Genomic DNA, 19363 nt, shown 5'->3' with positions numbered 1-19363 from the left:
GATGACGGACGCCGCAGCCATCGCCGCCGCGCCGCCCCTGCCCGAAAAGGGTTGGCTGCGGCTGTCGCCGCTCAACCGCCGCCGGCTGCGCAACTTCCGCGCGCACAGGCGCGGTTTCTGGTCGCTGTGGATATTCCTGGCGCTGTTCTTCGTGACGCTGGGCGCGGAGTTCATCGCCAACGACCGGCCGCTGGTCGCCTCCTACAAGGGCGAAATCCTGTTTCCCGTGCTGGTGGACTATCCGGAAGAAAAATTCGGCGGCTTCCTCGCCCGCACGGACTACCGCGATCCGTTCATCGCCGACGAGATCAACGCGAACGGCTGGGCCCTCTGGCCGCCGGTCCGCTTCGCCTACAACACGCACAACCTCGCCATTCCGGTGCCGGCGCCCGCGCCGCCGACGTGGCTGCTGACGGACGAGCAATGCGGCGGCTCATGCGCCGGCATCGAGTGGAACTGGCTCGGCACCGACGACCAGGGCCGCGACGTGCTGGCGCGCCTCATCTACGGCTTCCGCCTCTCGGTGCTGTTCGGGCTGATCCTGGCCGGAATCTCGTCGGTGATCGGCATCTTTACAGGCGCCGTGCAGGGCTATTTCGGCGGCTGGACGGACCTCGTGCTGCAGCGGATCATCGAGATCTGGAACTCGATCCCCTCGCTCTACCTGCTGATCATCGTCTCGTCGATTATCACGCCGGGCTTCTTCGTGCTGCTCGGCATCCTGCTGCTGTTCTCGTGGGTGGCGCTCGTCGGTGTCGTGCGGGCCGAGTTCCTGCGCGCGCGCAACTTCGAATACGTGAACGCGGCGCGGGCGCTCGGCCTCTCCGACGCCACCATCATGTTCCGCCACCTGCTGCCCAATGCCATGGTGGCGACGCTGACCTTCCTGCCCTTCGTGCTCAACGGTTCCATCACCACGCTGACCTCGCTCGACTTCCTCGGCTTCGGCCTGCCGCCGGGCTCGCCCTCGCTCGGGGAGCTGCTGGCGCAGGGCAAGGCGAACCTGCAGGCGCCCTGGCTTGGCCTCACGGGCTTCTTCGTCATCGCGCTGATGCTGTCGCTGCTGATCTTCATCGGCGAGGCGGTGCGCGATGCCTTCGATCCGCGCAAGACGTTCAACTGAAGGAGACAAGCATGAGTGCGCCGCTGCTCTCCGTCAGGAATCTCGCCGTCAACTTCCGCCAGGACGGGCGCGAGATAAAGGCCGTCAGGGGCGTTTCCTTCGATCTCGCGGCGGGCGAGACGCTGGCGCTCGTCGGCGAATCCGGCTCCGGCAAGTCGGTGACGGCACTGTCCGTGCTGCGGCTGCTGAACTATCCGGCGGCGTACCATCCGTCCGGCGAGGTGCTGTTCAAGGGCCGCGACCTGCTGCGCGCCACGGAGGACGACCTGCGCAAGGTGCGCGGCAACGACATCACCATGGTGTTTCAGGAGCCGATGACCTCGCTGAACCCGCTGCACGTGATCTCGCGCCAGATCGGGGAGATTCTCGCGCTGCACAAGGGCATCACGGGCGAGGCCGCGCGCCGGCGCACGCTGGAACTGCTGGAACTCGTCGGCATCCGCGACGCGGAAAGCCGGCTCGACGCCTATCCGCACCAGCTCTCCGGCGGGCAGCGCCAGCGCGTGATGATCGCCATGGCGCTCGCCAACGAGCCGGATCTGCTGATCGCCGACGAGCCCACCACGGCGCTCGACGTGACCGTGCAGGCGCAGATTCTCGACCTGCTGGCACAGCTCAAGGCGCGGCTCAACATGTCGCTGCTGTTCATCACCCACGATCTGGGCATCGTGCGCCGCATCGCCGATCGGGTCTGCGTGATGACCGGCGGCGAGATCGTCGAGACCGGGCCGGTGGCGCAGGTGTTCGACGCACCGCAGCATGCCTATACGCGCAAGCTGCTGGCCGCAGAGCCGAAGGGCGCCCCCCAGCCGGTGGCGGACAACGCGCCGGTGGTGGTGGAAGCCGGCCCCATCAAGGTATGGTTCCCGATCCGGCGCGGCTTCTTCCGCCGGACGGTGGGCTACGTGAAGGCGGTCGACGGCGTGTCGCTGACCGTGCGTGAGGGCGAAACGGTAGGCATCGTCGGCGAATCGGGATCGGGCAAGACGACGCTCGGCCTCGCGCTTTTGCGGCTGATCCGCTCGGAAGGGCCGATCGCCTTTCTCGGCCAGCGCATCGACGGGCTGAAGCGCAAGGCGGTGAAGCCGCTGCGACGCTCCATGCAGATCGTGTTCCAGGACCCCTACGGCTCGTTGTCGCCGCGCCTTTCCGTGGCCGAGATCGTGGCCGAGGGGCTCGGAGCGCTTTCCGGCCGCGTGGAATCACTCGGCCGATCAGAACTCGCCCGGGAAAAAGAAGCGCGGAGCGAGGACCGGATCGACTCCGGCCTTCGCGTGCAGCAAGGCCACCTGTCGCAGGCGGAACGGCGCGCCCGGGTGGCGCGGGCGCTCGCCGATGTCGGGCTCGATCCCGCGGCCATGGATCGCTATCCGCACGAGTTTTCCGGCGGCCAGCGCCAGCGCATCGCCATCGCGCGCGCCATGGTGCTGGAGCCGCGCTTCATCGTGCTGGACGAACCCACCTCGGCGCTCGACATGTCGGTACAGGCCCAGATCGTCGACCTGCTGCGCGAGCTGCAGCGCACGCGCAGGCTCGCCTACCTGTTCATCAGCCACGACCTCAAGGTGGTGCGGGCGCTATCCAACACCGTGATCGTGATGCAGAATGGCCGGGTGGTGGAACAGGGGCCGGCCGGCCCGCTGTTCGCCGATCCGCAGACGGAGTATACGCGCACGCTGTTCGCGGCCGCTTTCGCGTCATCGGCGCGGGAAAACGCGGGCGTGGCCTCCTGAGGCGGGCGAAGGGGGACGCCGCAAGGCCGCAGATCAGAGGGGAGCATCATGGAAGGCGTCACGGTCGTCGATCATCCGCTGGTGCGGCACAAGCTCACGCTGATGCGCGACAGGACGCGCTCCACCAAGGGCTTCCGGCAGTTGCTGAACGAGATCGGCATGCTGCTGTGCTACGAGGTGACGCGCGACCTGCCGACCGAGCTGATCGAGGTGCAGACGCCCATCGCCACGATGCGCGCGCCGGTGCTCGCGGGCAAGAAGCTCGTCTTCGCGCCTATCCTGCGGGCGGGCGCGGGCTTTCTCGATGCCATGCTCGACCTGGTGCCCTCCGCGCGCGTCGCGCACATCGGCCTCTACCGCGATCCGGAGACGCTGCAGGCGGTTGAATACTATTTCAAGGCGCCCGCGGATGTGGCGGAGCGGCTCGTCATCGTTATCGACCCGATGCTCGCCACCGCGAATTCAGCCATCGCCGCCATCGACCTGCTGAAGCAGCGCGGCGCGCGCGACCTGCGCTTCGTGTGCCTGCTCGCCGCGCCGGAGGGCATCCACCGGCTGCAGGCGGCGCACCCGGAAGTGCGCATCTGGACGGCCGCCATTGACGAAGGCCTGAACGAGCACAGCTACATCGTGCCCGGCCTCGGCGACGCGGGAGACCGCATGTACGGCACGCGCTGAGCCGGCACCCCGGAGGAACGGTGACGTTAACTATTTGTCGTAAAGGCGGGCAAACTGCCAAACATCCGTCATGATACTGGTATTCTTTGTTGTATAGGCACGTGCCGTTGCACGGTCGCCGCGCAACCTCCCGGTGGAGCGATTTTGCTATTCGTCGAAACGCTCAAGTGATCCGGGTTTCTTATTTGACCGCCGCACGGAAAAAGCGCTATCCACTTTTCCCGAACGCGCCACAGCAGCCATGAGCCTGTAAGGAACACCATGTTTCCGAAGCCCCTCCCCCTGCTCACCCCCAACACCTACGAATACGAATCGTTGCCGATGGTGAAGCCCACGGGCTTTCGCGAATACGATGCGCGCTGGTTGTTCGAGAAGGAGATCAACCTGATGGGCGTGCAGGCGCTGGGGCTCGGCCTCGGCCACCTGCTGCACGAATTCGGCGTGAAGCCGGAGATCGTCACCGGCCATGACTTCCGCGGCTATTCGGCGTCGATCAAGTATGCGCTGATCACCGGCTTGCTGGCGGCGGGCGTCAAGGTGAAGGACATCGGCCTCGCGCTTTCTCCCATGGCCTATTTCGCGCAGTTCGCGCTCGACGTGCCGGCGGTGGCGATGGTCACTGCCTCGCACAACGACAACGGCTGGACCGGCGTGAAGATGGGCGCGGCCCGCCCCCTCACCTTCGGCCCGGATGAAATGTCGCGCCTCAGGGAGATCGTGCTGAACGGCACCTCGCAGGCGCGCCCGGGCGGCGAATACGAATTCGTCGAGGGCTTCGCGCAGCGCTATATCGACGACCTGATCAACCGGCCGAAGCTGAAGCGCAAGCTCAAGGTCATCGCCGCCTGCGGCAATGGCACGGCCGGCGCCTTCGCCCCGCAGGTGCTGGAGGGCATCGGCGCGGAAGTGGTGCCGCTCGACACGACGCTGGACCACACTTTCCCGCGCTACAATCCCAACCCCGAAGACATGAAGATGCTGCACGCCATCGCCGACGCGGTGCGTGAATCGGGCGCGGACGTCGGGCTCGGCTTCGACGGCGACGGCGACCGCTGCGGCGTCGTCGACAACGAGGGCGCGGAAATCTTCGCCGACAAGATCGGCGTGATGCTGGCGCGCGATCTCTCCGCGCTTCATCCCGGCTCCACTTTCGTGGTGGACGTGAAGTCGACCGGCCTCTTCGTCACCGATCCGGTGCTGCAGCAGAACGGTGTGAAGGCGGACTACTGGAAGACCGGGCACAGCTACATCAAGCGCCGGGTGAAGGAACTCAACGCGCTCGCGGGCTTCGAGAAATCGGGCCACTTCTTCTTCAATGCTCCCATCGGCCACGGCTACGACGACGGCCTCGTCACAGCGCTCGCGGTCTGCGACATGCTCGACCGCAACCCGGACAAGTCGATGGCCGACCTCTACCGCGCCCTGCCGCGCACCTGGGGCACGCCGACCATGTCGCCCCATTGCGCGGACGAGGTGAAGTATGACGTCGTCGCGCGCGTGGTGAAACGCTTCGAGACGCTGAAGGCCGAAGGCGGCAAGGTCGGCGGGCAGGCGATCCACGATCTCGTCACCGTGAACGGCGTGCGCGTCGTTGCAGAGGACGGGACGTGGGGGCTGGTGCGCGCCTCCTCCAACAAGCCGGAACTCGTCGTGGTGATCGAAAGCCCCATCTCCGAGGCGCGCACGCGCGAGATGTTCAAGGCGGTCGACGACATCCTGCGGGAGAACCCGGAAGTCGGCGCATACAATCAGACCTTCTGATTTTTTCTGGAACCTTCTGATTTTACTGAATAATCGGACATGCAGGCGCGGGAGGCAACTCCCGCGCCTTTTCCATCAGGGCAACAGTTCGCGCATCTATCCCTGTCAATACTTCATAAACCATCTGGACAAATCAGCGATTTGGGATTCAGATGGAGTCGATTCGGAAAGATGCGGCACGTCTTACCGATCAGACGTTTGGGACTCCGAAGGGGGCGTTGCATGGCGCGCGCGCAAGCGGCGGGCGTGCCCGCACGCGCGGGCACGATTCTGGGAATTACGCGATCGATCGCCAATCCCGGATACCGCCAACTGGCTATGATGGAACCGTGGCTGAGGCTCATGGTGCCGACGCTGCTGTTTGTGTTTCTCACATCGCTGATCGCCGGCGCGGTGCTGCAGGGCATCGACAGCCGCAACGAAACCCTGAACGACGCCATTACCGAAATCGACCTCGTTGCCGCGCTCGCCACAAGCGAAATCGGCCAGAAGCTCGCCGCCTCCGCCGCCGGGGACGACGAGGTGTCGCTGCCGGCGTTGGCGCGGGCGGTTCTGGAGCGCACCATTCCCGCGCAGGCCGTCACGGACGGACGGCTGGTCGCGGTCGCCGACGCCACCGGCCGCGTCAGCGCCGCGCGTCCAGCGGCGGCGGTCGGCGCGAAACTCGCGGATATCCTCGGCGGCGCGCAGCCTCTCACCACTTTCGCCGACCGGGCCGGCGTGCTGCGCATCCAGCTCGCCTCCGGCGAGGCCGCACTCGCGACGGTGCGCAACCTGCCCGGCGGCGGGCAGGTTGCCGTCATCCAGCCGGAAAACCGGGCGCTGGCGGGTTGGCGCGCTGGCCTGACGGGGCAGACGACACTGCTCGCGGCCTGCGCCTTCGTGCTGGTGGCGCTGGCGCTGGCCTATTTTATGCAAGCGGGGCGCGCGCGGGCGGCGGACGAGGTGTGCGAAAAGGTGCGCGAGCGCGTGGACGCCGCCCTCGACCGCGGCCGCTGCGGCCTGTGGGATTGGGACATCGCGCGCGGGCGGCTCTACTGGTCGGACTCGATGTACGACATCCTCGGCTATCGCCGCCACGACGAGTTCATGTCGTTCGGCGAGATGAACCGTCTGGTGCATCCGGACGACGCCGATCTCTACGCCATGGCCGACATGGTGGCGAGCAACCGTGCTTCCGCCATCGACCACGAGTTCCGCATCCTCAACGCGGACGGCCAGTGGGTGTGGATCAAGGCCCGCGCGCAGCTCATCGACGACGAGGGCGGCGACGGGCCGCATCTTGTCGGCATCGCCGTCGACATCACCGAGCAGCGCCGCCTGGCCGAGCGCACCGCCACGGCCGACATGCGGCTGCGCGAAGCGGTGGAGACCATCTCGGAAGCCTTCGTGCTGTGGGACGCGAACAACCGTCTCGTCACCTGCAACTCGAAGTTCCAGCGCCTGCACGGGCTGGCGCCCGAAAGCGTGGTGCCGGGCATGGCCTATGACGAGCTTATGAGCCTCGGCACCCTGCCCCCCGTGCGCACGGAATTGATGGGGCAGGCGAAGCCCGGACACGCCCGTGAAACCGGCGCGCGCACCTTCGAGGCGCAGCTGGCGGACGGGCGCTGGCTGCAGATCAACGAGCGGCGCACGCGCGACGGCGGCTACGTCTCCGTCGGCACAGACATCACAGCGCTGAAGAACCACGAGGAAAAGCTGATGGAATCGGAACGGCGGCTTATCGCCACCGTGGCCGATCTCAAGCGCTCCCGCCAGAAGCTGGAGTCGCAGGCACGCCAGCTCGCCGATCTCGCCGAACGCTATCTGGAGCAGAAGGCGGAAGCCGAATCCGCCAACCGCGCCAAGGCGGAGTTCCTCGCCAACATGAGCCACGAGCTGCGCACGCCGCTCAACGCCATCATCGGCTTCTCGGAAGTGATGGAAAGCGGCATCTTCGGCGAACTCGGCAACGAGAAATACCACGAATACTGCCGGGACATCCGCCAGAGCGGCAAGTATCTGCTCGACGTCATCAGCGACATTCTGGACATGTCCCGCATCGAGGCAGGGCGTATCAGGCTGGCGTGCGAATCGCTCGCCGTCGACACCGTGATGCGCGAGGCCGCCCGGGCCGTGACTCGCGACGCGGAACTGAAGGGCCTCGCGCTCGCCGTGGAAACACTGCCCGAAACCGCCATCAGCGCCGACCCGCGCGCCGTGGAGCAAATCCTTGGCCATATCCTGCGCAACGCCGTCAAATTCACGCCCGAGGGCGGCCGCGTGACGCTGCGGGCGCGCGTGTCCGGTCCGAACATCCATCTCTATGTGGAGGATACGGGCATCGGCATTCCGGCCGAGGCGCTGAAGAAGCTCGGCCGGCCGTTCGAGCAGGTGGAGACGGAATTCGCCCGCAGCTACAAGGGATCGGGACTGGGCCTCGCCATCGCCCGCTCGCTCGCGGAACTGCACGGCGGCGCGCTGCGCATCCGCTCCAGCGTCGGCAACGGCACCGTCGTGATGGTCAGCCTGCCCGCCGAAATCCAGAGCCGGCAGGCAGCCTGATACCGAATCAGCGGCCGGCCGGCGTGCGGATGTCGAGAGGCCCGGCGGAGCGCGCCGCAACCGGTGACGACACGACGGCGGGCGCGGGCATTACAGCCGGCGCAGACGGCACGCGGGTTGCAACGGGAACCTGCGGCGACGCGGGCGAGGTGTAGAACGCGCTCATCTCATCGAAACCGGCGCTGTCCCCGGCCGCGCCATAGTTCGGAATCGCATCGCCCGGGATGGTGACGGTGCGCCCGCCCGATCCGTTGAGGCAGTCGGCGCAGATGCCGCCAACCGCCTGCTTGGCGCTGCGCTCCCAGCGGTCGAAACGGCGCTGCTCCTCGTCGAGGGCGCGCAGGTTCGCCTCACGGTCGCGCACTTTCTCGTCCCGCCATTCCGGCGAGAACATCTCGGGCCCGGCAACGGCGGCGGCATTGGCCGAGCCGGTGGCTGCGGCGCCTCCCCCGGCGGCGTGTGCCGCCCCTGCCAGCAACGTGAACGCCAGAACAGCGACAATCCTCACGGCAATACCCTCATAGCCACGTACGACAGCAGGCCGCCGCCGGAACCGGCGTTCGGGCGGCAGCGCGAACTCTATTATCTGGCAGATAATACCGTCATCAATAAGGCGCAATGACAGATGTCATGCATCCTGAACGACGAACATCCGCCTGGAAGCCCGTTCGCCGTCCTGTCTTCTTGTCGACGTATCGGATTCATCCGGAAAACGGCACCCGTTTTCCGGTCTGAAGCTCCATGCGGGCGTCACGCCTGCGGGCGCGGACGGTCGGCCAGCAGATCGCGGATCTGCGTGAGCAGCTTGACGTCGGCGGGCTCCTCGGGCGCCGGCGCCGGCGGCTTGTTCCGCTCCGCCTGGCGCTTCAGCTCGTTGATGCCCTTGACCACGAGGAACAGCACCCACGCGACGATGATGAAGTTGATGGCGGCGGTGATGAAGCTGCCGTAGGCGAGCACCGCGCCCTGCGAGCGCGCGGCGTCGAGGGACGTGGACGTCACCTCGCCGGAGAGCGGCAGGAAGTAGTTGGAGAAGTCGACGCCGCCGCGCGTGATCCAGGCGATCAGGGGCATGAAAATGTCGCCGACGATCGATTCAACGATCCGGCTGAACGAGGCGCCGATGATCACGCCGATGGCGAGATCCACCACGTTGCCCCGCAGGGCGAATTCCCGAAATTCCTTCAGCATCAGTTCAGTTCCTCAGGCCCGGAGGTTTTTAGAATCTGTCCTGTTTATGTTGAAACAGGACAGATTCTAGGTTCCTTATTTTGAGTGAATTCTGATTGATCAGATGATTCCATCTGATCGGCAAGCGCTCTGGGGTCAAGTTCCCGGGACGCCAATACTGCATTGCGGGCGTTTTTGGTAGCAGAACATCGCCCCCTCAACCACCAAAGCGGGCGGCGATGGCGCGGCTGAGGCGCTCGCCCTCCGCGAGATAGCGCGCGACCGATACCTGCGCCGCATCCGTGCAGATGCGGTAGGTGACGGAGAACCCCCGGTAACCCTGGTTGAAGGCGCCCGCGAGCCGCGCGCGCGTCTCCGCATCCCGCGATTCGCTGTCGATCAGCGCCGCCATGCGCCCGTGCCATTCCGGCGCATCCGGCGCGCCGCACAGCGCGCGCAGGAACGACAGGGCGCCCATGACTTCCGAAAGGCGCACCAGGTTGTTTTCATAGCCGGGCGGCGGCGTGCGAATGGTCTCCGCCTCCGGCTCCTGCACCGGCGCGCTTTCCGCCGGCGGCGCCTCGCGCACGGGCGGCAGCGGCGCACGCTGAGCGCGCGCGGCGGAACTCACATGGGCGGATGCCGCCGCCAGCAGGCAGACGGCGAGAAGCCGCGGGAAACGGCGGCGGGCGCCCCGCGCGCTCACACGTGCTGCCCGCCGTTGATGTGCAGCTCCGCACCCGTCACGTAGGACGACGCCTCGGTGCACAGGAAGTAGATCGCCTTCGCTACCTCATCGGGCGTGCCAAGGCGGCGCAGCGGAAACGCTTCCGCCATGCGCGCCGTGCCGGGAGAAAGGATCGACGTGTCGATCTCACCGGGCGAAATGGCGTTGACGCGCACGCCCAGCGGCCCGAAATCCGCCGCCATCTCGCGCGTGAGGGCCGCGAGCGCAGCCTTCGACGTCGCATAGGCCGCACCCGCGTAGGGATGGACGCGCGAACCGGCGATGGAGGTGACGTTGACGACCGAGCCGCTCGCCCGCGACAGTTCCTCGACGAGACCGCGCGCCAGCATGACGGAGGCGAAGAAATTCACCTGAAACACGCGGTGCCAGTCCTCGATGGGGGTGTCGAGCGTGTTCAGCCGGCCGCCGCTCCCGCCTTTGGGAGAGATGCCGGCGTTGTTGACGAGCGCGTCCAGCACCCCGCCCTCTTCAGCGAGGCGGCGCTTCATCTCATCGATGGCGGCGAGGGTGGAGCCGGTATCGGCGAGATCGACCTGGATATGGTCTTCCGGCCCCATCTCCCACGGACATTGCTCGGGAAAGGCGTGGCGGGAGCTGGTGATTACGCGCCAGCCCGCGGCGGAAAAGCGTTTGACCGTGGCATGGCCGATCCCCCGGCTGGCGCCGGTGAGCAGCATGATGCGACGTCGGGCATTCGTGGTTCTGGTCACGGCGGATTCTCGTCTGAGGTATATGCGACACACTACGCCCGGATCGCGCCGCGGTCCACTGCCACCGCGCGAATGCGCCGATATCATGCGCACGGGCGATCTTCCCGCGCAGCTGACGGCCACAGAACACTTGTATTCGCGTCGCGCAGGCGCGATAACTGCGGCCATGAGCGAGAAAATCCCCTCCTCCGCCCTCGCGGACATCGACGGCCTGCCTTTCGAAAAGGCACTGGCCGAGCTTGAACAGATCGTGTCGCGCCTTGAGCGCGGCGACGTGCCGCTTGAAGAATCCATCGCCATTTTCGAGCGCGGCGAGCTGCTGAAGAAACATTGCGACGCGCTGCTGAAAACCGCCGAGGCCCGGATCGAGAAGATCTCGCAGGCGGGCAATGGCACCGTCGCCACGGAACCGCTCGACGTCGAAGCCTGATCGTGCCCGCCGGTTGCATCCTTGCGCGGCGGAACACCCGGGATCACGGGGAATTTGACGAAATCTCGCCAAACGCCTATTCCCTGTTATCTTGCGCGAGAAGGCCGCGCACACCGTGGCGCGGCCGTTTCGCGATCCATGACATGACGGGACCCGAGAGGTTTCCGGAGGTTTTCTGACGTTGCCCATATCCACCCCGCTCCTCGATACCATCCTGACGCCCGCCGACCTGCGCCGCCTCCCGGAGGCCGCGCTTCCGCAGCTCGTCGACGAGTTGCGCGCGGAGGTGATCGACGCCGTGTCCGTCACCGGCGGGCATCTCGGCGCGGGGCTCGGCGTTGTGGAACTCACGGCAGCGCTGCACTACGTCTTCGACACGCCGGACGACCGGCTGATCTGGGACGTGGGCCACCAGGCCTATCCGCACAAAATCCTCACCGGGCGGCGCGACCGCATCCGCACGCTGCGCAAGAGCGGCGGCCTCTCGGGCTTCACCAGGCGGGCGGAAAGCCCCTACGATCCATTCGGCGCCGGCCATTCCTCCACCTCCATCTCGGCGGGGCTCGGCATGGCCGCCGCGCGCGACCTTTCGAACGGCGGCAACCACGTGGTCTGCGTGATCGGCGACGGCGCCATGTCGGCCGGCATGGCCTACGAGGCCATGAACAACGCCGGCGCGCTCGGGGCGCGGCTCATCGTCATCCTCAACGACAACGACATGTCGATCGCCCCGCCCGTGGGCGCGCTCTCCGCGCATCTGGCGCGCATCGTCTCCAGCGGCACCTACCGTTCGCTGCGCGAAACCGGCAAGCAGATCGTGAGCCGCCTGCCGCGCTTCTTCTACGAGAAGGCGCAACGCGCCGAGGAATATGCCCGCGGCTTCTGGACCGGCGGCACCCTGTTCGAGGAGCTGGGGTTCTATTATGTCGGCCCGGTAGACGGCCACAACCTCGACCACCTGCTGCCCGTGCTGCGCAACGCCCGCGCCGCCGAGGACGGGCCGATCCTCGTCCACGTGGTGACGCAGAAGGGCAAAGGCTATGCTCCCGCCGAGGCCGCGGCCGACAAATACCACGGTGTGAACACGTTCGACGTCGTCACCGGCGCGCAGGCCAAGCCCAAGGCCAACGCCCCCACCTATACGCGGGTGTTCGCCGACAGCCTGATCCGCGAGGCGGAGCGCGACGAGAAGATCGTCGCCGTCACGGCCGCCATGCCGTCCGGCACCGGCCTAGACCTCTTCGGGCAGGCGTTCCCCAAGCGCACCTACGACGTCGGCATCGCCGAGCAGCACGCCGTGACCTTCGCGGCCGGGCTGGCGGCGGAAGGCTACAGACCGTTCTGTGCCATCTACTCGACGTTCCTGCAGCGCGCCTACGACCAGATCGTCCACGACGTGGCGATCCAGAACCTGCCAGTGCGCTTCGCCATCGACCGCGCCGGGCTGGTGGGGGCCGACGGGCCGACGCACGCGGGCTCGTTCGACATCGCCTATCTCGGCTGTCTGCCCAACATGGTGCTGATGGCGGCGAGCGACGAGGCGGAACTCGTGCATATGGTGGCGACCGCCGCCGCCCACGACGCCGGTCCCATTGCGCTGCGCTACCCGCGTGGCGAGGGCGTGGGCTTGGAGCTGCCCGAACGGGGCGAGGTGCTGCCCATCGGCAAGGGCCGCATCGTGCGCGAGGGCAACCGCGTGGCGCTGCTGTCGCTGGGCACGCGCCTTGCCGAGGCGCTCGCTGCCGCCGAGCAGCTGGAGGCGCGCGGCCTTTCCACCACCGTCGCCGATGCGCGCTTCGCCCGGCCGCTCGACCTCGACCTGCTGCGCCGCCTGGCGCGCGAGCACGAGTGCCTGATCACCGTCGAGGAAGGATCGCAGGGTGGCTTCGGCGCCTTCGTGCTGCACGCGCTCGCGCAGGAGGGCCTGCTCGACCAGGGCCTCAAGGTGCGCACCATGACGCTGCCCGACACGTTCATCGAGCACGACAAGCCGGAGTGTATGTACGCCGCCGCCGGGCTGGACGCGGCCGGCATCGTCGCCACGGTGTTCGCGGCGCTGGGCAACGCCTCCGCGATCGCGGACGTGCCGGCGCTCAGGGCGTGATCCCGGGACGCGGAAACGGATAGGGTCCGGATGTCGGAAAGGCGCAGGGCGGATGTCGTGCTGGTCGAGCGCGGCTTTTTTGACAGCCGCGCGCAGGCGCGCGCCGCCATCGAGGCGGGCGGCGTCAGCGTCGACGGCGCCGTGCTGCGCAAACCCTCGCAGACCATCCCCGCAGACGCCGGCATCGTGGCGCAGGCACCTCATCCCTGGGTGTCGCGCGGCGGTCTGAAGCTCGCTGCTGCTCTCGACGCCTTCGGCTTCGACGTCACGGGGGCCGCGGCGCTCGACCTCGGCGCCTCCACCGGCGGCTTCACGCAGGTGCTGCTGGCGCGCGGCGCGGCGCATGTGCACGCGGTCGATGTCGGCCACGGACAGTTGCATCCGCTCGTCGCGGGCGACCCGCGCGTCACCGCGCTGGAGGGCACCGACGCCCGCGCGCTCGCCGGGCGCGGCATCGGCCCGTTCGATATGCTGAGCGTCGACGTCAGCTTCATCTCGCTGAAGCTCGTGCTGCCGGCGGCGGTGCCGCTGCTGAAACCCGGCGCGGCGCTCGCGGCGCTGATCAAGCCGCAGTTCGAGGCCGGTCGCGCGCATCTCAGCAAGGGCATCGTGCGCGACGAGGCGGTGCGGACGCGCGTATGCGAGGACATCCGCGCCCACGTCGCCGGGCTCGGCTTCACCGTGAGCGGCCTCATCCCCTCCCCCATCGAGGGCGGCGACGGCAACCGCGAATATCTGATCGGAGCCCGCCTGTCATGACGCTGGACGCCACACTGACGCTGACGATAGCCCGCCTCGGAGCGCGCGGGGACGGCATTGCCGACACGCCTGCCGGTCCCGTCTACGTGCCCTATGCGCTGCCCGGCGAGACGGTGCGCGTCAGCCTGCCCGCGCCTGACCCCTCGACCGGACGCGCCGCGCGCTCCTCGATGGGCCGCGCGGACGCGCGCGCCGCCCTGATCGCCGTCGAGCACGCCGCGCCTGACCGGCGCGCGCCCGAATGCGTGCTGTTCACGCGCTGCGGCGGCTGCGTGACACAACATATGTCGGAGGCTACCTATGGCGCCTGGAAACGCGACAGCGTCGTCACCGCGCTGGCGCGCGCCGGCATCGACACACCCGTCGAACCGCTCGTGGATGCGCACGGCACAGGCCGCCGGCGGGTGACGTTCCACGGTCGGCGCAGGCAGGACGCGGACGGTGTCGACGACGCCGTCGGCTTCATGGCCGCGCGCAGCCACGATCTCGTGCCCGTCGCGCACTGCCCGGTGCTCGACCCCGCGCTGGCGCGCGCGCCGGCGGTCGCCCTCGATCTCGCCAGGCTGCTGCTGCCGAAAGGCAAGCCGCTCGATATTCAGATCACCGCCACGACCTCCGGCCTCGACATCGATGTGCGCGGCCACGGCCCTGCCGGCGAGGTGGAGCGGCGCGTGCTGACGGGCGCGGCCGAGCGGCTCGATCTCGCCCGCCTGTCGATCCACGGCGATCTCGTCGTCGAGCGCCGGCCGCCAGGCATCGCAATGGGGCGCGGGCTGGTGACGCCGCCGGCGGGCGGCTTCCTTCAGGCAACGGCGCTGGGCGAGGAAACACTGGCGCGGCTGGTGACGGAAGCCTGCGACAGCGCGCCCGGGCGCATCAAGCGCGCCGCCGACCTCTTCGCCGGCTGCGGGCCGTTCGCGCTGCGCCTGGCGGAACGCGCCGAGGTGCATGCTGTGGAAAGCGCCGCCGCCGCGTTGGCCGCGCTGGACCGCGCCTTCCGCGCCACGCCCGGCTTGCGCCGCATCACCACGGAGGCGCGCGACCTGTTCCGCCGCCCTCTGCTGCCGCTTGAACTGAACCGCTACGACGCCGTCGTCTTCGATCCGCCCCGGGCAGGGGCGGAAGCGCAAGCGCGCGAGATCGCCAAGAGCCAGGTGCCGCTCGTCGTCGCCGTTTCATGCGACGCCGGCACCTTCGCCCGCGATGCGAAAATCCTGACCGATGGCGGCTATGCCGCCGCGCGCATCACGCCGGTCGACCAGTTCCGCCACTCGCCCCATGTCGAGATGGTGGGCGTGTTCGTGCGGACCGGCAAGGCGAGGCGCCGGTGACGGCGCGGCCCGGCGGCCGTTACCTGAACTGGCCGCCGCTGAAGAGCTTGCTGATCCACGAGCCCGTGTCCTCGCGCGGTTCAAGGCCCTTGCTGGCGAGCAGCGCGTAGGCGTCCTTGTACCACGGGCTTTCCGGGAAGTTGTGGCCGAGCACCGCTGCCGCCGTCTGGGCCTCGCTGACGATGCCGAGGGCGACGTAGGCCTCTGTCAGGCGCATCAGCGCCTCCTCGACCGAGCGTGTCGTCTGGTAGCGCGCCACAACCTCACGGAAGCGGTTGATGGCGGCCGTGTAGTTGCGCTTGCCCAGATAGAAGCGGCCCACCTCCATCTCGTGGCCGGCGAGCTGGTCGCGCACCACCTGAAGGTTGAACTTGCCGTCCTTCACATATTCGGAACGCGGATAGCGCTCGATCAGCGTCTCGAACGCCTGCACGGCGCGCTGTGTGGACGCCTGGTCGCGGGTGACGTCCGGCACCTGCTTGTAGTAGGACATCGCCAGCAGATACTGCGCGTAGGCGGCGTCCTCGGAATTGGGATAGAGCGTCGTATAGCGTATCCCGCTGTTGGCCGCGTCGTCATACCGGCCGCCCTCGTAGGCGACGTAGGTCTGCATGATCAGCGACTTCTGCGCCCAGGTCGTGCCGGGATTCTGCCGGTTGATGGTGTCGAACGCCTTGTAGGCGCCCTCGAAATCGCCCTTCGCCGACCTCGCGAGGCCGTCGTTGTAAAGCTCTTCCGCCGGCTTCACCGGAACGATCTCGGGCTTGTAGACTTCCGGCTTGGAGAACGGATTAAGCGACTTCACCGAGTCGCAGGCCGCGACGGCAAGAAGGATCACACCGGCCGCTGCGAGACGGCCCGCGACGCGCAGGACCGGACGCCCGCCGGAAACCACGTTGTCGGAAAAAGGCAAGTGCGAGAAACGCATCCCTCGTCAATCCTCCAGATGGCGCGAGGGACACATGACACCCCCAACCCCGGGGTGTTTACCCCAAACAGACCTCATCCGCCAAGCACTCTGTTTCGCCCGCAGTCAAATCCGCACACAAGACATCGGAAAAATCAGGTCAGATCAGGCGCGTAGGCCGGAGCGGCCGCGCCCGCGGCGACTTCCGCGTAGCCGTATTCGCGGCGCGGGGCGAGCGAGTCGATGATGGCGTAATTCGCCCGGTCGCTGAACAGCGCGTCCAGCACCGCGACATTCATGCGGTGGCCAGCGCAGTAGGAGCGGTATTCGCCCTGCAGCGCGAAGCCCGCCAGCGCCAGATCGCCGACGGCGTCGAGCAGCTTGTGGCGCACGAACTCGTCGCCGTAGCGCAGCCCCTCGGGATTGACGATACCATCGTCAGCGATAGCGATCGAGTTGTCGAGCGACGAGCCGAGTGCCAGCCCCATGCCGCGCAGCTTCTCGACATCGCGCATGAAGCCGAAGGTGCGCGCGCGGCAAATCTCGTTGCGGAACACGGCGGCGTCCAGATCCACCACCTTGCGCTGGCGCCCGATCACCGCCGAATCGAAATCGATCTCGACATCGAGACGGAAGCCGCGGTCAGCGGGACGAAGCTCGGAGTAGCCGCGCCCGTGGTTGATCCGTACCGGACGCAGGATCTTCAGGTAGCGGCGCGACGCCTCCTGACGCACGATGCCGGCGGAGACGATCGCGTCGACGAAGCAGCCGGCGCTGCCGTCGAGAATCGGCATCTCCGGCCCGTCGATCTCGGCCAGCACGTTATCGATGCCAAGCCCTGAAAGGGCCGCCATGAGGTGTTCGATGGTAGCGACGGAGCCCGTGTCGGCCTCGCCCAGCACGGTGCAGAGTTCCGTGGTGCTGACGTTGGCGTAGCGCGCGTTGATCAGGCGTTCACGGCCATTCGACAGGCCGGTCCTTAAAAAAACAACGCCGTGGTGGGCGTCGGCGGGATGCAGCACAAGTCTCGCAGGCTTGCCAGAATGAACACCGGTCCCGGTGAGCGTTACGGCTTTACGAAGCGTCGTTTGCCTGCTGGCCTTCATCGAATGCGTCCCGGACCGGGGTACCAGATAGGCGGCGCCGAACCCCGGTCCCGGTCGGCGTGCCGTGTGAGGGAGCACTCGATTCGAGGCTGTCGACTCACGTTGCGGGCTTACATAAACACCCTCGTCCACTGACGCCAAATCACGCTTTCTTACCGTCTGTTACAAGCCCTTCAGACACATAATATGCTTTCAAAACAATCGTTTACACTTCGTTAACCTTTCCCCGGGAACGGATGCCGTGGCAGCTTGATTGCGGCAAAATTGCGACACAAGCGTCTGTTTCGCCCCCGACGCGCCGCATATCTGTCGTTGGAAAGTCCTTCTTTCATGAAACGCCAAAAAAACGGACAACGGGGCCTTTCGGCCCCGCTGTGGATAGTTCTGTAAAATGTGATCGGGTAAACTTGATCAATTGGCTTGACGACGGAGAAACGCCGGAATTTCAAGCTGCTCGTCGTCGATGGTGGCGTTGCGCGGCGCGGGAACGGAGGGCCGCACGGCCTGCTGCTCGGGCTGCGCGGGCCGATACACAGGAGGCTGAGGGACGGGCTGCGCATGTGGCTGCGCATGCAATTGCGGCTGCGCGTGCACTTGCGGCTGCGCGCCCTGGGGAGCGGCCTGCGGCTGGCTCCGGACCTGCGGCGCGTGCTGCGGTGCCGGCTCGTCCCGACGGCCGAGCCCGACAGAGGCGAGACGCTGCAGCAGCGACATGCGCTGGCGCGGATCATGCCCCTGCTGGCTCTGCGGCGCGTGCTGCGGCGCTTCGCCGCGGCTGGCGCGGATCTGGTTCTGCGCGGGCAGCGGCAGCTCGTCGACACGCGGCATGCGAGCCGGGCGCACCGTCTGCTCCGCGCGCGGCGGCAGGAAGTGCTCCGGCAGCGCTTCCGGCTGCGGCGCGGGCGCAGCCGCGAGCGCGGCGGCGGTCGGCACGATGTTCGGGCGTGGCTGCGCGGGCTCGAACACGACGTCGTGACGGCCCACCGCCGGCGCGGAAGACTGAGCGAGCGTCGGCGCGATGCCGGCGACCGGCACGGCCTGCGGCACCGTGAGGGAAGCCGCTGCCTGCGGCGCCTCGCCGCCCGCAACCGCGATCTGCCCGGAGCCCTGGACGGCGCGCAGGCGCGCCTCGGAGCGCAGCCGCTCCGCCACCTCGGCGATCCGCTGCTCGGTGGCGGTCACGTCCTGCGTGCTGCCGGCAAGGAGGGGCTCGATGCCGGTGGCGACCACGGACACGCGGATGATGCCCTCTAGCGCGGGGTCGAAGGTCGCGCCCAGGATGATGTTGGCGTCGGAGTCGACTTCCTCGCGGATGCGGGTCGCGGCCTCATCCACTTCATAGAGGGTGAGGTCGTTGCCGCCGGTGATCGAGATCAGCAGGCCGCGCGCGCCCTTCATCGACACGTCGTCGAGCAGCGGGTTGGCGATGGCCGCCTCCGCCGCCGTGATGGCGCGCTTCTCGCCGGAAGCCTCGCCCGTGCCCATCATCGCCTTGCCCATGCCGCGCATGATGGAACGCACGTCGGCGAAGTCGAGGTTGATGAGACCTTCCTTCACCATCAGGTCGGTGATGCAAGCGACGCCCGAGTAGAGCACCTGGTCGGCGAGCGTGAAAGCGTCGGCGAAGGTGGTCTTTTCGTTCGCGACGCGGAACAGGTTCTGGTTCGGGATGACGATCAGCGTATCGACCGACTTCTGCAGTTCCTGAATGCCCGCGTCAGCCACGCGCATGCGGCGCGCGCCTTCGAACTGGAACGGCTTCGTGACCACGCCGACCGTGAGGATGCCCATGTCGCGCGCGGCCTGCGCGATGACGGGCGCGGCGCCCGTGCCGGTGCCGCCGCCCATGCCGGCGGTGATGAACACCATGTGCGCGCCGGAGAGGTTGTCGCGAATCTCGTCGATCACCTCTTCCGCCGCCGCGCGGCCGATGTCGGGCTGGGAGCCGGCGCCGAGGCCCTCGGTCACCTGCGTGCCCATCTGGATGATGCGCTCGCAACGGGAACTCATGAGCGCCTGGGCATCGGTGTTGGCGCAGACGAACTCGACCCCTTGCAGGCCGGATTCGATCATGTTGTTCACTGCATTGCCGCCGGCTCCACCGACGCCGAAAACAGTGATGTGGGGCTTCAGTTCCCGGATATCCGGGGCTTGCAGGTTGATCGCCATGTTTGGCCTCTTCTCATCAATCGGCGCCCGGCTGCGCGCCCCTCTCTCTTCAGATAAATCCTGGACGTGGCGGCCGCCGCACCGCCG

At 67.5% G+C, this 19363-nt stretch carries 16 protein-coding genes; 9 read left to right on the top strand and 7 right to left on the bottom strand.

The genetic code is table 11. The features are described 5' to 3' along the window. The first annotated feature begins 1 nt into the window (after window position 1). The 5 genes from FHS82_RS17175 to FHS82_RS17155 all read left to right on the top strand — a co-directional run bounded on the left by FHS82_RS17175 (window position 2) and on the right by FHS82_RS17155 (window position 7842). Window positions 2-1123, top strand: coding sequence for an ABC transporter permease (locus FHS82_RS17175; RefSeq protein ID WP_166955118.1), 1122 nt, complete (start codon window positions 2-4; stop codon window positions 1121-1123). An 11-nt stretch (window positions 1124-1134) separates the two neighbouring features. Next, complete coding sequence (locus FHS82_RS17170; RefSeq protein WP_166955117.1) at window positions 1135-2856, top strand: ABC transporter ATP-binding protein; 1722 nt, start codon at window positions 1135-1137, stop codon at window positions 2854-2856. Between the two features lie 48 nt (window positions 2857-2904). Then, on the top strand, window positions 2905-3534 hold the full coding sequence (gene upp / locus FHS82_RS17165; RefSeq protein WP_166955116.1) for a uracil phosphoribosyltransferase: 630 nt from the start codon (window positions 2905-2907) through the stop codon (window positions 3532-3534). Between the two features lie 261 nt (window positions 3535-3795). Next, window positions 3796-5295 (top strand): phosphomannomutase/phosphoglucomutase, encoded by a 1500-nt coding sequence (locus FHS82_RS17160; RefSeq protein ID WP_166955115.1) that lies wholly within the window; start codon window positions 3796-3798, stop codon window positions 5293-5295. A gap of 222 nt (window positions 5296-5517) precedes the next feature. Then, window positions 5518-7842: a PAS domain-containing sensor histidine kinase gene (locus FHS82_RS17155; RefSeq protein ID WP_166955114.1), complete on the top strand. Its 2325-nt coding sequence runs from the start codon at window positions 5518-5520 to the stop codon at window positions 7840-7842. A gap of 7 nt (window positions 7843-7849) precedes the next feature. Here the strand turns inward: FHS82_RS17155 and FHS82_RS17150 are convergent, their stop codons facing one another. The 4 genes from FHS82_RS17150 to FHS82_RS17135 form a co-directional block, all read right to left on the bottom strand. Next, window positions 7850-8350 carry a hypothetical protein gene (locus tag FHS82_RS17150; protein WP_166955113.1) on the bottom strand — a complete coding sequence of 167 codons (501 nt, stop codon included), beginning with the start codon at window positions 8348-8350 and terminating at the stop codon, window positions 7850-7852. 242 nt (window positions 8351-8592) lie between these two features. Next, window positions 8593-9033, bottom strand: a complete 441-nt coding sequence (gene mscL, locus FHS82_RS17145; protein WP_166955112.1) for a large conductance mechanosensitive channel protein MscL — start codon at window positions 9031-9033, stop codon at window positions 8593-8595. A 196-nt stretch (window positions 9034-9229) separates the two neighbouring features. Continuing rightward, window positions 9230-9718, bottom strand: coding sequence for a TIGR02301 family protein (locus FHS82_RS17140; protein ID WP_343042606.1), 489 nt, complete (start codon window positions 9716-9718; stop codon window positions 9230-9232). Continuing rightward, on the bottom strand, window positions 9715-10437 hold the full coding sequence (locus tag FHS82_RS17135) for an SDR family NAD(P)-dependent oxidoreductase (RefSeq protein ID WP_166955247.1): 723 nt from the start codon (window positions 10435-10437) through the stop codon (window positions 9715-9717). Before FHS82_RS17135 ends, FHS82_RS17140 begins: the two co-directional genes overlap by 4 nt. A gap of 199 nt (window positions 10438-10636) precedes the next feature. Between FHS82_RS17135 and FHS82_RS17130 the strand changes: the two genes are divergently transcribed. From FHS82_RS17130 to FHS82_RS17115, 4 genes are all read left to right on the top strand, one after another. Continuing rightward, window positions 10637-10900, top strand: a complete 264-nt coding sequence (locus tag FHS82_RS17130) for an exodeoxyribonuclease VII small subunit (protein ID WP_166955110.1) — start codon at window positions 10637-10639, stop codon at window positions 10898-10900. 181 nt (window positions 10901-11081) lie between these two features. After that, a complete protein-coding gene (gene dxs, locus FHS82_RS17125) occupies window positions 11082-13004 on the top strand; it encodes a 1-deoxy-D-xylulose-5-phosphate synthase (RefSeq protein ID WP_246225404.1) in 1923 nt (640 codons plus the stop codon). A 30-nt stretch (window positions 13005-13034) separates the two neighbouring features. After that, complete coding sequence (locus FHS82_RS17120; protein WP_166955108.1) at window positions 13035-13763, top strand: TlyA family RNA methyltransferase; 729 nt, start codon at window positions 13035-13037, stop codon at window positions 13761-13763. Further along, the gene (locus tag FHS82_RS17115) at window positions 13760-15094 is read left to right on the top strand and encodes a class I SAM-dependent RNA methyltransferase (protein ID WP_166955106.1); all 1335 of its coding nucleotides are present in this window, start codon (window positions 13760-13762) and stop codon (window positions 15092-15094) included. Before FHS82_RS17120 ends, FHS82_RS17115 begins: the two co-directional genes overlap by 4 nt. A gap of 19 nt (window positions 15095-15113) precedes the next feature. Here FHS82_RS17115 and FHS82_RS17110 read toward each other — a convergent pair whose 3' ends face one another. From FHS82_RS17110 to ftsZ, 3 genes are all read right to left on the bottom strand, one after another. Then, window positions 15114-16022 (bottom strand): outer membrane protein assembly factor BamD, encoded by a 909-nt coding sequence (locus tag FHS82_RS17110; protein WP_166955104.1) that lies wholly within the window; start codon window positions 16020-16022, stop codon window positions 15114-15116. Between the two features lie 134 nt (window positions 16023-16156). After that, window positions 16157-17107 carry a UDP-3-O-acyl-N-acetylglucosamine deacetylase gene (lpxC, locus tag FHS82_RS17105; protein ID WP_166955102.1) on the bottom strand — a complete coding sequence of 317 codons (951 nt, stop codon included), beginning with the start codon at window positions 17105-17107 and terminating at the stop codon, window positions 16157-16159. Between the two features lie 411 nt (window positions 17108-17518). Beyond that, entirely contained in the window at window positions 17519-19276 is a 1758-nt protein-coding gene (gene ftsZ / locus FHS82_RS17100; protein WP_166955099.1) for a cell division protein FtsZ, read from the bottom strand. Window positions 19277-19363 lie beyond the last annotated feature (87 nt).

The sequence above is a fragment of the Pseudochelatococcus lubricantis genome, assembly GCF_011762225.1.
Lineage (GTDB): Bacteria > Pseudomonadota > Alphaproteobacteria > Rhizobiales > Beijerinckiaceae > Pseudochelatococcus > Pseudochelatococcus lubricantis.
This window is presented reverse-complemented; position numbering and strand designations above follow the sequence as displayed.

What these genes read in the sequence shown, in the direction of transcription:
- FHS82_RS17175 (WP_166955118.1), top strand. Translation starts at nt 2, where the DNA reads ATGACGGACGCCGCAGCCATCGCCGCCGCGCCGCCCCTGCCCGAAAAG.
- FHS82_RS17170 (WP_166955117.1), top strand. Translation starts at nt 1,135, where the DNA reads ATGAGTGCGCCGCTGCTCTCCGTCAGGAATCTCGCCGTCAACTTCCGC.
- upp (WP_166955116.1), top strand. Translation starts at nt 2,905, where the DNA reads ATGGAAGGCGTCACGGTCGTCGATCATCCGCTGGTGCGGCACAAGCTC.
- FHS82_RS17160 (WP_166955115.1), top strand. Translation starts at nt 3,796, where the DNA reads ATGTTTCCGAAGCCCCTCCCCCTGCTCACCCCCAACACCTACGAATAC.
- FHS82_RS17155 (WP_166955114.1), top strand. Translation starts at nt 5,518, where the DNA reads ATGGCGCGCGCGCAAGCGGCGGGCGTGCCCGCACGCGCGGGCACGATT.
- mscL (WP_166955112.1), bottom strand. Translation starts at nt 9,033, where the DNA reads ATGCTGAAGGAATTTCGGGAATTCGCCCTGCGGGGCAACGTGGTGGAT.
- FHS82_RS17135 (WP_166955247.1), bottom strand. Translation starts at nt 10,437, where the DNA reads ATGCTGCTCACCGGCGCCAGCCGGGGGATCGGCCATGCCACGGTCAAA.
- FHS82_RS17130 (WP_166955110.1), top strand. Translation starts at nt 10,637, where the DNA reads ATGAGCGAGAAAATCCCCTCCTCCGCCCTCGCGGACATCGACGGCCTG.
- FHS82_RS17120 (WP_166955108.1), top strand. Translation starts at nt 13,035, where the DNA reads ATGTCGGAAAGGCGCAGGGCGGATGTCGTGCTGGTCGAGCGCGGCTTT.
- FHS82_RS17115 (WP_166955106.1), top strand. Translation starts at nt 13,760, where the DNA reads ATGACGCTGGACGCCACACTGACGCTGACGATAGCCCGCCTCGGAGCG.
- FHS82_RS17110 (WP_166955104.1), bottom strand. Translation starts at nt 16,022, where the DNA reads ATGCGTTTCTCGCACTTGCCTTTTTCCGACAACGTGGTTTCCGGCGGG.
- lpxC (WP_166955102.1), bottom strand. Translation starts at nt 17,107, where the DNA reads ATGAAGGCCAGCAGGCAAACGACGCTTCGTAAAGCCGTAACGCTCACC.
- ftsZ (WP_166955099.1), bottom strand. Translation starts at nt 19,276, where the DNA reads ATGGCGATCAACCTGCAAGCCCCGGATATCCGGGAACTGAAGCCCCAC.